8 protein-coding genes are annotated in these 12,492 nt (G+C 46.4%); all 8 read right to left on the bottom strand.

Features of this window, described 5'->3' with window-relative positions:
* Window positions 1–229: 229 nt before the first annotated feature.
* The gene (nagZ, locus tag M1D71_RS18770) at window positions 230–1,849 is read right to left on the bottom strand and encodes a beta-N-acetylhexosaminidase (RefSeq protein ID WP_458123178.1); all 1,620 of its coding nucleotides are present in this window, start codon (window positions 1,847–1,849) and stop codon (window positions 230–232) included.
* Window positions 1,850–1,879: 30 nt separating this feature from the next.
* Window positions 1,880–3,511 carry a response regulator transcription factor gene (locus M1D71_RS18775; RefSeq protein WP_458123179.1) on the bottom strand — a complete coding sequence of 544 codons (1,632 nt, stop codon included), beginning with the start codon at window positions 3,509–3,511 and terminating at the stop codon, window positions 1,880–1,882.
* On the bottom strand, window positions 3,508–5,343 hold the full coding sequence (locus M1D71_RS18780; RefSeq protein ID WP_458123180.1) for a cache domain-containing sensor histidine kinase: 1,836 nt from the start codon (window positions 5,341–5,343) through the stop codon (window positions 3,508–3,510). The genes M1D71_RS18775 and M1D71_RS18780 overlap by 4 nt, the downstream gene beginning before the upstream one ends.
* Before the next feature lie 32 nt (window positions 5,344–5,375).
* Window positions 5,376–6,206: a carbohydrate ABC transporter permease gene (locus tag M1D71_RS18785; protein ID WP_458123181.1), complete on the bottom strand. Its 831-nt coding sequence runs from the start codon at window positions 6,204–6,206 to the stop codon at window positions 5,376–5,378.
* Window positions 6,206–7,090 (bottom strand): carbohydrate ABC transporter permease, encoded by an 885-nt coding sequence (locus tag M1D71_RS18790; protein ID WP_458123182.1) that lies wholly within the window; start codon window positions 7,088–7,090, stop codon window positions 6,206–6,208. The genes M1D71_RS18785 and M1D71_RS18790 overlap by 1 nt, the downstream gene beginning before the upstream one ends.
* Before the next feature lie 51 nt (window positions 7,091–7,141).
* Window positions 7,142–8,509 (bottom strand): extracellular solute-binding protein, encoded by a 1,368-nt coding sequence (locus M1D71_RS18795; protein WP_458123183.1) that lies wholly within the window; start codon window positions 8,507–8,509, stop codon window positions 7,142–7,144.
* A gap of 223 nt (window positions 8,510–8,732) precedes the next feature.
* The gene (gene pflA, locus M1D71_RS18800) at window positions 8,733–9,485 is read right to left on the bottom strand and encodes a pyruvate formate-lyase-activating protein (RefSeq protein WP_458123184.1); all 753 of its coding nucleotides are present in this window, start codon (window positions 9,483–9,485) and stop codon (window positions 8,733–8,735) included.
* 89 nt (window positions 9,486–9,574) lie between these two features.
* The gene (gene pflB / locus M1D71_RS18805) at window positions 9,575–11,833 is read right to left on the bottom strand and encodes a formate C-acetyltransferase (RefSeq protein ID WP_458123185.1); all 2,259 of its coding nucleotides are present in this window, start codon (window positions 11,831–11,833) and stop codon (window positions 9,575–9,577) included.
* Between the last annotated feature and the right edge of the window lie 659 nt (window positions 11,834–12,492).

Raw genomic sequence — 12,492 nt, forward strand, 5'->3', positions numbered from 1 at the left:
TCAAAAAGTCATATTATTAGACGCTTGGAACCGGGAAAAGTTGCTAAAAAGTTAAAAGGAGAATTGTAAACTTTTAATAGAAGGAAAATACTATGAAAATAGTTATCTATCAATAATCTTTTTTAGCATCTACTCCCAAATTAACCCAATAGCAATTCCCAACAAAAAAATCTCTCCAGGAAATGGTAGATTAGTACCATGCCATAGAGAGATAAAGGATTGAATATGTCTAACCTAAACGGACAGGTAAGCTTCCTGTAGGCTCCAACTCACCGGTTAACACGAGAGAGAGTGCCCGGACGACTGTAGGCGTATTTTCATAGGTACACACATAACTTCCGGGCATCGAAATTTCCAGCAGATCATATGGATTACGCAGAGCAATCACAATTAGCGAATGATTTTCACTAAGCTTTTCAACTAAATACCGTTGCCCTTTCGGAAGATGACCTGCAGATGTGTAAGTACATACGATGACCTGCTCAGCCTCTGACACATCCTTCAAAATCCGATCCGCTTCATCATATGATGGCTGAGTCGTTATTTTACACTCACGAACTCTGCCTCGCAGCTGTGATAACGCCACGCCAAGGGAATCTGTATGGGACCAAGGTTCATCCACTTCTGTCCGTTGCACAACTTCAGGCCAGATGACATACACGTCCTGCTCTGGATTCAGCGGCAGCAACCCTTCATTATGAACCACTGTAATACTGCTCGAAGCGATCTTGAACAAGGTCGATTCAATGGATTCATTGGAAGGAAAGGGTTCATTATCTAATGCTTCGGCAGTTTCATTCGTTTTTGGCGAAATCAGACCGGTCTCCCAGTAACCGCAACGCGCTGCCTTCCATGTAATAATACGTTCCAGTGACTTGTTAATGACCTCTTCCGTTATCCGCCCCGTTCGGACTGCTCTAACGACCGCTTCTACAGCAGCGACCTGGTCTTGCAAAGTGTGACTCACCAGGATCAGATCCGCGCCTGCCTCCACAGCACGAATGGCACCCTCAGCTACCCCATATGGCTTGGATATCGCATGCATTTCAAGACAGTCTGTAATAATAATACCTTCGAAGCCCATTTCTTCGCGTAACAGTCCGGTTAACACTTTATGTGACAATGTTGCCGGAACAGGCTCAGGTTCAATCGCCGGAAAGATAACATGAGCCGTCATGATAGCATCGACTCCTGCCTCAATAGCTCGATGGAACGGTAGCAACTCTATCTGTTCCAATCTTTTTCGATCATGAGGCACTGTGACCATACCGAGGTGAGAATCTACCGTGGTATCCCCATGCCCCGGAAAATGTTTCGCTGTTGCAGCTATGCCCTGTGATTGATAACCGGTAATAGCCGCTGCTCCATGCTCAGCTACCCTCTCGGCATTTTCACCATATGACCGTACGCCAATCACCGGGTTAAGAGCATTGTTATTCACATCCACCACTGGCGCAAGGTTCATATCAATACCGATGCTTTTCAACTCACGACCCAGAATTCGGGCACATTCAAGCGTATATTCCGGATTACCTGTCGCACCTAGCGCCATGTTACCTGGCACTTGGGTCACTCCATCTTTGTCGATCCGTGCGACCATGCCACCTTCCTGATCCACTGATATCATGAGTGGCAATTCCCCCACTTCAGCAGCAATACCTTGCAGTTCAGCGGACAGTCGCGTCAATTGATTTACACTTTCTACATTACGCCGGAAATAGATGACACCCCCAACGTGGTATTCACGGATCAAGCGAGTAATCTGTTCATCTGCGTGCTGACCGTGAAATCCACACATGAACAATTGGCCTACCTTTTGCTCCAACGTCAAATTATTCAATGGTTTCATGCAATCTCTCCCTCCGTTTCCCCTTGGAGACTACGAACCCAGCCGTTTGCTCTGCCTATACTCCGATGGTTTCATATGAAAGTGTTTGTGGAACACTTTGGAGAAATAACGGCGCTCCTTGAATCCTGTTGCTTCTCCGATCGCTGTTATGCTCCATTCGGTTGTACTCAACAACAAGGCGGCATTTTCCATACGTCTCTGAGTCATATATTCAACAAACGTTATCCCCATATGGGTTTTGAACAGCTGGCAAAAGTAACCCGGGCTGATTCCAAGCCAATCCGAGACTTCATCTATACCCAAGTCCTGCTGCAGTCTGGCGTTCATGTAATCACATGCAGATCGGATTAGTTCCGATATGGAAGGACGCGGCTGAGATTGTTTACCCTGACAGGAATGGGTGATGACCTCTGCGAGTTCAATCAGTTCTCTCACGGACACAGCCCGCTGCAGCGCATCCCAGAAATTCGCTTCGTCCTGTTCGGCCACGACATTGACTTCGCGCAGTTCACGAAGCATGTGTACAAGCATATAGCGAACATGGGTTTCATCCATGCTGCCTAATGATTGCTCAGCGATCCTCATTCGCTGTTTAAGCGTATCTATTACATCGAGTAACCCCTGCTTATTCCATTGCCGAATGAAGCGTGTGACAAGCTCCAGATCGTCTCTTGTTATCCATGTGCCCGCCTTAATGGAAGTCTCAAACCCAAATGATAAAGAAGATGACGAGAATTCCGGTTTCAGCACCCTGTCTGTACTTTCCGGATGTGTCATTAGAATTCTTTGACAATGCTGATACCGCTCAAGGATTTCCTGTTCCAGTTTCACGGGTACATCATCCTGAACAACCCTTGCTCTTACGTTTGAATCCATGGACAATATCTCATTTAATTCCAATAAAAGTTGATGTGCCAATTCCTCTGACTGAAGTTTCCACTCACCCGATGCCTCGAGCAAGATGCACCACTCTCCTTTGCGGGTACGCAGAACCTGACAGCTATTAGAAATTCTGTCCGTAACTTCCCTTAGCCTGGAACTCATCGCCTCATGCCATCTTTGATGCTGGTTCTTGGACCAGCCAATGGAATGCCGAAAATAACCGACTGCATCTATCAGCAGCAATGTATAACCTACAGAAGGAAGCATGAATTGAGGCACAGAGACAGGATCAGAAATCTTCAACGTTGCTTCTCCTCGCAACAGGTCAATCAACTGTTTTTGTCTGATCCAACTTGCCATCTCCATACTTTGATATCGCTTCGACTCGTTCTCCTGACGTCTCTTCTGGATCTGCTCTGCAAGCTCACGCAGTTTAAGTTCCAGATTCAGATAATCAATGGGCTTGCATATGTATTCATGTACGTTATATTGGATAGCGGTCCGAGCATACTCAAACTGCTGGTATCCCGTCAGTAAAATAATTTCACACGTTTCACCCTGCTCTCGCAGCAATCGAATAAGTTCCAATCCATCCATGGACGGCATCCGGATATCGCATAAGATAATGTCTGGATGACTTTCAGTCACTTTATCCAGCGCTTCTGCGCCACTTCTTGCTGTACCCGTTATTTCGATCCCCATCTCTTCCCAGGGTAAAATATAACTTAGATTTTCCAGAATCGGCAGTTCATCATCAATCAGCATTGCAGTCAGATTCATCCGGCTTCCTCCTGCTCATATAATGGAATGATACATTGAATAACTGTGCCATACCCCGGTGCTGAACATATAAATATGCCATACCCGGCCCCGTATTGAATACGAATGCGATCTGCTACACTTCGTAATCCCAATCCTCTGCGTTCCGTTATGGCGGACAATGATTCCCTTTCTTCAGTTAACATATATTCCGGCGGATCTGCCGCCATATACTCAAATCGTGCAAGCATTTCCTGGGGAATACCGATGCCATTATCCTCAATCTGTAGCACCAGATGATCACGTTCTTCATAAGCGCTTATCCGCAGCACACCTGGATATGTGATCCCTTCAAACCCATGTTGAATACTATTTTCCACCAGTGGTTGAAGTGTGAGCTTAAGCACGATTGAGGTGTATAGATCAGGTGGAATGTCAATCTCATACGTAAACAAATCACTGAACCTGTACTGTTGAATCTCCAGATAACTCTGCAAATGCCTTACCTCCTCACCCAGCGGAATCTCCTCCTGATCCTGGATGCTAATGCGAAGCATATTGCCAAGTCTGGTGACCATCTCGCTTACTTTGCGCCCCTCGCCACGTAGTGCCAATCCATTAATGGATTCCAGAGTATTGAACAGAAAATGGGGTTTGATCTGGGCTTGCAGTACACGTAATTCCGCTTGAGCCTTCTGCTGTTGCTCGGCCCGAACACGACGAAATAATCCGCCAATACGGTCCAACAGCTCATTGAACCCCTGCGCAAGCAGCTGCATCTCGTCAAATCCTTTTCCTTCCACCCTCGCATTGAAATCACCATCATCCACACGACGCATAAATCTTACAAGTACAGCAATGTTGCCCGTAATGCGATTCATGAAAAAAAGATTGAAGATCATGGCGGCGAACAGGCATAACAGAATAATAATGACGGACCAACCTGCGAAGGCATTCGTTTCAGCAGCTAAGGCTTCCCATGAAGTGACACTGACGAGACTCCAGTTATAATTCTTCAGATGATATTGTGAAATGATACTCTCCGTACCGTCAAAGACCGTTCTGACGCTGCTAAAGCCGGGACCATAACCGCCGGATTTCGATCCCAGATTTTCCATGTTCTCGCCATTGTAACGTCCGGAGGGGTCGTAGACGATTAGTCCTTCCTCATTAATTAACAGAAATGACGTATCCTGCGCTGAATCGCTGATTTGCAGATGGCGGAAGATTCGGTCAATCTCTCCTTTTTTGATCTGAACAACAAGCACGCCGATATTTTGAAAATAACTGAGTTCTTTGACCAGTCTGATCTGGGTGAAGACAGGTTCTACACCCGTTAATTCGGAATATTCCAGAGGTGCGAGCCATTTAGGGACACCATTGAGTTGCTTAATTTCATTATATAAGGGATGCACTTTGAATTGCTGAAAAGGAAGGGCTTGAAAGTTTTCTTTGGTGAAAATGGAGACAATCTGATTATTCTCGGACGAACGCAAATCATATAAAAAGGCATAACTGATGAACGGATAATTATATAGAAGGGAACGGAAATTGCGCTGGCTGGCATTCAGGGATAACTGATTACCGGTTCCCAGATCCTGCTTGGTCGGATCTTTGGCGTTCAATGCCATTTGAAAAACCGATGTGGCTATCCCGTTGTCGGTAACATTGTTAATCTGCTGAAATACATTCTCGATATTGTAGCTAATGGCCTGAAGCGCATATTCGGCCTGTTGATTGTACTTTTTCTCAATCGTATGTGACGTGACCAGAAACATGCCAATGCCCAGCGCACACATCGGTACAATGATCAGCAGCAGAAATGCCAAGGCCAGCTTCATTCGCAAGTTCATATCCCGTTCTCCCTATTCACTGGTTCATGGTATTAACCTTTGACACCACCTGCAGTTACTCCTTCAATAATTTTCTCCTGCAGTATGGCGTAGATCACAAGTACAGGTACAACGCTGTACACAATGCCTGCCGACATCTGGGCATAGTTCATCTGATATTGATCCCGAAACTGGACCATGCCCACTGGTAGCGTACGCAATTTATCGGTGGATAAAAAATAGTTGGCGAGCAAAAATTCGTTCCAGTTGCCGAGGAAATTAACGATAAAAACCGTAACGATGGCGGGAACTGTAAGAGGTATCACTATTTTAGCAAAGATACCCGGGGCCCTCAAGCCATCCATGACAGCAGCTTCCTCAATTTCTCCAGGCAGAGAACGCATAAATGCGGCCAGTATAATAATTGTGAAAGGGATCGCATTCGCCACATAAGGCACGATCAACGCCAGATGAGTATCCAATATGCCCATTTTGCGAACAAGCAGATAGATCGGCAGCATAAGTGCATTGTTGGGTATAAGCATGCCGGCCAGAATCAGGCTGTACAGAAACAAACTCCATCTCTGATGTCTCATGCGGGTTACGGCAAAAGCAAACATGGCACCGAGCCCAATCGTGCATGCCGACGACAGAACCGAAATGTACAGGCTGTTCCAAAAATACGTGCCAATCTTGGCATTCACCCAGGCCTCTACGTAGTTGTTAAACTCCCATGTTGTAGGCAGACCGAACGGATTCAGGGCGATTTCATTGTTATCCTGCTTGAAGGAAGAGAAAATCACAAACAAAAAGGGAAACAAAATCGCGATTAAATACAACATTAACAACACATGAGGTATACTGCTTTTTATGCTTTTCGCCATCAATATTCCACCCTCTCGCCCCGCCTCGCCACCAGGAGTTGATACACCGCAGTGAGCACAAGCGTCAGAGCAAAGATCAGCACTGCTATGGTATTGCCATAACCATATTTGAAGTTGGTAATCGCATATTTGATCATATATGTAGCCAGAACCTCGGTGGACCCAGCGGGCCCACCTTTGGTCATGACAATCACGATATCGGCTGCTTTCATTGCACCTGCAATGGACAACATGATAACCACTGAGATGATCGGCCGAATCAGCGGCAAGGTAATTCGCATTGCACGTTGTACCGCCGTTGCACCATCGATTGCAGCCGCTTCATCCAGATCACGGGGAATCGCCAGTATGGCCGCCAGCACCATGACAATGTAAAATCCCGTCCACTGCCAGGCGTTGGTCACCAAAATGGACAACATGGCGAATCGGTTATCCGATAACCAGTAGATTGGATCGATGCCCAGCACATGAAGAATTTTATTTAATAGTCCGATATTGGGCTCATAGATGAATCCCCATAAGATACCGATAACGGCTGTGGACATGATCGATGGTAAAAAAACAGCTGTTTTATACAGACCTTTTAGTCTTTTCACATTGGCAATAAGAAGCGAAAACAAGACGATCAGGGGTACTTGAATCAGTACCGAAAATCCGATAAAAAAGCCGTTATTCCGTGTGGAGATCCAAAACCGTTCATCGGTCAGTGCCTTCACATAGTTGGATAAGCCCACAAAACGTGGCTCAGCCGACACCCCATTCCAACTCGTCAGACTGTAATACAGGGAACTCCCAATAGGGTATAGAAAGAACATCACAAACAGGATTAGGGCCGGCATGACAAACAACGTATAGATTAACGGGCTGCGGAGTGAAGTATTCATGGTCAGCCTCCTTCAGTCACTTCAACGATCGCAGTTTCATCTTGAATTGGTTTATTCCACTGAAGCGTTTGCTTCCTCTTGTACCTTTTGCAGCTCTTCTGCCATTTTCTCTGGCGTAGTCTGGCCACCAATCAATTTCTGAATCTGCAGATTGCTGATCTCTGTCGTCACATCGGCCTGAACGAGTGCATCAAATGCCGGGAACGACGTCTTGGACGCATTAAGGACGGCCACAATTTCTTTCATCAGATCATCCGTTATACTATCGGTCAGCACTTTCTCATCCAGCTTCATGGCAGGCAATACCCCATCTTCCACAAGGCCACGGATCTGCATATCTTCATTGTAGAAATTTTTGATAAAAGCTTTCACTGCTTCCAATTTCTGCGGATCGTCTGCCACGGATGCGGAGAAACCGTATCCATTGTTCACATCACGCATCAAAGACGTCTGATCGCCTGCTCCGTTCTCTACCGGAGGCATATTGAAGAATCCAACCTTGCCAATGAGCGATTCACCGCTCTGGCCTTCTTTGAATACAGATGATTTCCATGTTCCGTCATACATCAACACCGCTTCTCCGCTCGTAAATTGCGTGGTATATTCGGCATACTCGAAGCCCAGTTCGCCTTTTTTGAAGTAACCCTTATCGACCCATTCCTTATGCTTGGCAAAACCTTGCACAACACCCGGGTCGGTCCATTTCGCTTCACCTGTTGCAAACTTTGCGGTAATCTCCGGCCCGGCATATCGGGACCACAGATGATTGGTTAACATGAGCGGTACCCAGCCTGCCTTGGATGCAGAAGCAAGCGGCACTTTGCCATCGGCCTTGATCTCGGCGAGAATATGATCCAACTCAGCCATGGTGGTAGGGGCTTTCCATCCTTTTTGTTCAAAGTACTCTTTATTGTAGAAAAAACCTTCGCCCGAACCGCCAATCGGCAGTCCATATACTTGGCCTTCATACGTGAATGGTTCAAGGGATGTGAACTGGTCTTGAATGCCCAGCTCTTGCAAAATCGGAGTCAGATCAAGCAGCATGCCTTCCTTGGCATAGACTTTGGAATCCGGACTGCCGAACAGTTCAAATATATCCGGCGGGTTGCCTGCCGCCATCTCCCCGCGTAGCTTCTCCTTGCGATTCACATCGGATTCGACGCCATCCAACGTAAAGGTCAGGTTGGGTATCTCACCCTCAACTTTGTCCACAACATCCTGCAGGATAGCCAATCGTTTCTGTTTGTCAGCCCCTACTTGAGTGTGGCGGAGAAGCATCTCAATCGGTTCCTTACTTGTCTCCCCCGCAGGTGTATTGCCCGCGCCCTGCTGTGGCTCGTTACTTGAGCTTGCACATCCCGCCAAAGTCCATGAAGTGATAAGCAATATTGAAAGCAGCAACGTCATTCCTTTTTTCATCTGGTTGACCCTCCTCAAGATATTGAGCATTTGACTTTACACTCTGATTATAAAAAGCCGGAGCTTACATCGTAAGGATGACAATTCATCAATGGAGGGATAAAATCCTTCACTGGACAAATAATCCATCTTGCCACATGTTAAGAAACAAAAAAAACAGCCCCTGCGAAGTATGTTCGCAGAGACTGCTTGGTTGATTGTTTTACCATATATAAAGGTTAGATCACTTACCTGAACAAGCCATGCCAGCCGTTTCCTGGCGACCTTGTTCGATCAGGCGATACGCCCGCTCCACTTCTTCTTCACTTGGCGAAGGAACACCATCCAGTGGATATACTTTACCGAGCGCTTCCCATTTGTAGATCCCCATCTGATGGTATGGGAGAATTTCGAACTTTTCGACGCCATTCAATGTTCCAATAAACCTTCCGAGGTTAAGCAGATCCTCTTCCTCGTTATGAATACCAGGCACATACACGTGGCGTATCCACATTTTCCGGCCTTGCTCCGATAGCCATTTGGCCGTTTTCAACGTTCTCTCGTTGGATTTGCCTGTCAGCTTGATATGTTTCTCGTCATCCATATGCTTAAGGTCCAGCAGAACCAGGTCTGTGTTATCCAAAAGATCGTGAATCCGCTCCGGTTCGTTAAACCCGTTGCTGTCCAGCGTCGTATGCAATCCCCAGCGCCGCTTCACTTCCTTGAAGATTTCGGCTACAAAGTGGGCCTGTAACGTCGGCTCTCCCCCAGATATCGTGAGCCCGCCTCCGGAGCTGCGGTAGTAAGATAGATACGGCTCAATTTCAGCCAGTACCTCCTCTAGCGTCATTTCTTTTCCACCATCCAGCGCCCATGTATCAGGGTTGTGGCAATATTGACACTTGAGTAGACATCCTTGCATAAAAAGCACGAAGCGGATGCCTGGGCCGTCAACCGTCCCGAAAGTTTCGAGTGAATGAATATGTCCTTTAACCATGCTGCCTCTTCCTTTCTGTATCCGCATCCGCTGTGCGTTTAATATGATTTGGAATGCCTTGCTTTAGCGGTCCTCTACTTGCAAATTACTTACATCGAGCCATGGAACGTACGGTTGATTACATCCAACTGTTGTTCACGAGTCAGTTTAATGAAGTTAACAGCATATCCGGATACCCGGACAGTCAGTTGTGGATAGTTTTCCGGGTGATCCATCGCATCAATCAATTGTTGACGATCAAATACGTTAACGTTCAGGTGATGAGCGTTTTGACCGAAGTAACCGTCCATCATCGCAGTCAGGTTGGATTTACGTGTAGTCTCCTCTTTACCCAATGCTTTTGGCACGATGGAGAAGGTATTGGAAATACCGTCAAGACTGTGTTCATAAGGCAATTTGGCTACAGAGCCAAGGGATGCCAGTGCACCTTTTTTGTCACGACCATGCATTGGGTTCGCACCTGGAGCAAATGGTTCACCTGCTTTACGACCATCCGGTGTAGTCCCTGTTTTCTTACCGTATACCACGTTGGAAGTGATCGTCAGAACCGATTGTGTTGGTACTGCATTACGATAAGCTTTGTGCTTGCGAATCATGCCCATGAAGTTCTCGACCAGTTCAACAGCAATGCTGTCTACGCTGTCTTCATTGTTACCGTAACAAGGGAAGTCTCCTTCGATTTCGAAATCAACAGCGATGCCTTGTTCGTTACGAATTGGTTTAACTTTGGCATATTTGATCGCACTCAGTGAATCTGCTGTAACCGACAGACCCGCGATACCACAAGCCATCGTACGTACAATGTCACGGTCATGCAATGCCATTTCGATCCGCTCATAGCTGTATTTATCGTGCATGTAGTGAATGACGTTGAGAGTGTTCATGTACAGCTTCGCCAGCCACTCCATCATTGGTTTGAAGCGTTTCATGACTTCATTGTAATCCAGCACTTCGCTTGTAATGGCAGGATACTCAGGTCCGACCTGTGCTCCGGATTTCTCATCACGACCACCGTTGATCGCATACAGGAGAGCTTTTGCCAGGTTGGCACGAGCGCCGAAAAATTGCATTTGTTTCCCGATCTTCATCGCTGATACACAGCAAGCAATACCGTAATCGTCTCCGTAGATCGGACGCATCAGATCATCATTCTCATACTGGATTGAACTGGTTTCGATGGAAACCTTGCTGCAATAATCTTTGAAAGCTTCCGGAAGTTTCGTGGACCAAAGTACAGTCAGGTTTGGCTCTGGTGCAGGGCCCAGGTTGTTCAGCGTATGCAGGAAACGGAAGCTGTTTTTGGTTACGCGTGTTTCGCCATTCACAGACATACCGCCGATGGACTCCGTTACCCATGTTGGATCTCCACTGAACAGTTCGTTGTAATCCGGTGTACGCAAGAATTTGACAATCCGCAGTTTCATGACGAAATGATCAACCAATTCCTGTGCCTGTTCTTCGGAAAGAATGCCTTCTTGCAGGTCGCGTTCAATGTAGATATCCAGGAAAGAAGATACACGTCCAAGTGACATCGCAGCACCATTCTGTTCTTTGATCGCAGCGAGATAACCGAAGTACAACCATTGGAACGCTTCTTTCGCTGTCGTCGCTGGCAAGGAAATATCGAATCCGTGCATATCACCCAATTGCTTCAATTCTTGCAATGCACGAATCTGCTCAGACAATTCTTCCCGCAGACGAATGACATCTTCATCAATGACATCAACTTCGAGTGCATTCAATTCACCTTTTTTGTTACGAATCAGGAAGTCTACCCCGTACAAAGCTACACGACGATAGTCACCGATGATCCGGCCACGGCCGTAAGCATCTGGCAGACCCGTGATAATTCCTGCTTTACGCGCTGCACGCATGTCGGAAGTATAAGCATCGAAAACCCCTTGGTTATGCGTTTTGCGAATGTTTGTAAATATATCAATCACGCCTTGTGGCATTTCAAAGCCATATGCCTCACATGCGTCGATCATCATGCGGATTCCGCCTGTTGGTTGAATGGAACGTTTGAACGGAGCATCGGTCTGAACGCCGACAATCTGCTCTTTGGATTGATCCAGATAACCGGGTTGGTGAGAAATAATAGTACCTGGTGTGTTCACGTCAACATCAAGGACACCACCGTTATCACGTTCCTTTTTGGTCAGATCAGATACGATCTCCCACAATTCTTTGGTATTCTGGGTTGCACCTGCGAGAAACGCTTCGTCACCGTAATACGGGGACAAATTGTGTGCCAGAAAATCATTCACATCGACGGATTTGGTCCATGTTCCTTTGGTAAAGTTTCTCCAGCCTGTTTGTTGTTTGACATCTTTTTCAATCACCGACATCGTAATCCCTCCACTAATTTGGATTTCTGGACACATAACATGTTGCTTCATTCGTATCATTGTGTGCCCAGAGCCGCGATTAATGTGAATTGTTTCACATAAACCGGATCATGTTCTCTCTACTTGGGAACCGGAACCGCGGGATGAATGTTTTCCTTACATTTTCAGTATACGCCTTGGGGCTTTCATCATCTGTGATTTTTGTCACAAAGTCAGTGAACTAACTCACTCCACCTACGATTTGTCCCATTGAACCGAAACTTTACACAGGATCACTGCGTGGCAGAACAACCTTCCAATCGCTGTTATCCCCAGATTTTTTTGATTCCCTTTCGAAAAGGGAAAATCCGGGGATAAAGGCGAACGCTTCGCTTTTTCAGGTTATTTCTGCCCCTCCGTTGTCGTGTAAAGGGATTGTTCAAAAGGCCACATCACGGATTCCGTGTAACCTCTCTAGAACCGAACCATTGCTTCTCTATACTCGGAGCAAATCAAATCTTAAAATAGACCCTGAAAAACAGATGCTTGCTCTTCTGTTTTTCTGCCCTTTTCGTTATTGTGTGAACATCTGGCTCAAACAGCCACATCACGGATTCCATGTAACCTCTTTAGAACCGAACCATTTCTCCTCTATACTCGGAGCAAATCAAATCTTAAAA

This window comes from Paenibacillus sp. Z3-2 (assembly GCF_054161325.1).

Bases quoted from the DNA above. Each gene is read 5' to 3' on its own strand.
- M1D71_RS18775 (WP_458123179.1), bottom strand. From the start codon at position 3,511: ATGAATCTGACTGCAATGCTGATTGATGATGAACTGCCGATTCTGGAA.
- M1D71_RS18785 (WP_458123181.1), bottom strand. From the start codon at position 6,206: ATGGCGAAAAGCATAAAAAGCAGTATACCTCATGTGTTGTTAATGTTG.
- M1D71_RS18780 (WP_458123180.1), bottom strand. From the start codon at position 5,343: ATGAACTTGCGAATGAAGCTGGCCTTGGCATTTCTGCTGCTGATCATT.
- nagZ (WP_458123178.1), bottom strand. From the start codon at position 1,849: ATGAAACCATTGAATAATTTGACGTTGGAGCAAAAGGTAGGCCAATTG.
- M1D71_RS18790 (WP_458123182.1), bottom strand. From the start codon at position 7,090: ATGAATACTTCACTCCGCAGCCCGTTAATCTATACGTTGTTTGTCATG.
- pflA (WP_458123184.1), bottom strand. From the start codon at position 9,485: ATGGTTAAAGGACATATTCATTCACTCGAAACTTTCGGGACGGTTGAC.
- M1D71_RS18795 (WP_458123183.1), bottom strand. From the start codon at position 8,509: ATGAAAAAAGGAATGACGTTGCTGCTTTCAATATTGCTTATCACTTCA.
- pflB (WP_458123185.1), bottom strand. From the start codon at position 11,833: ATGTCGGTGATTGAAAAAGATGTCAAACAACAAACAGGCTGGAGAAAC.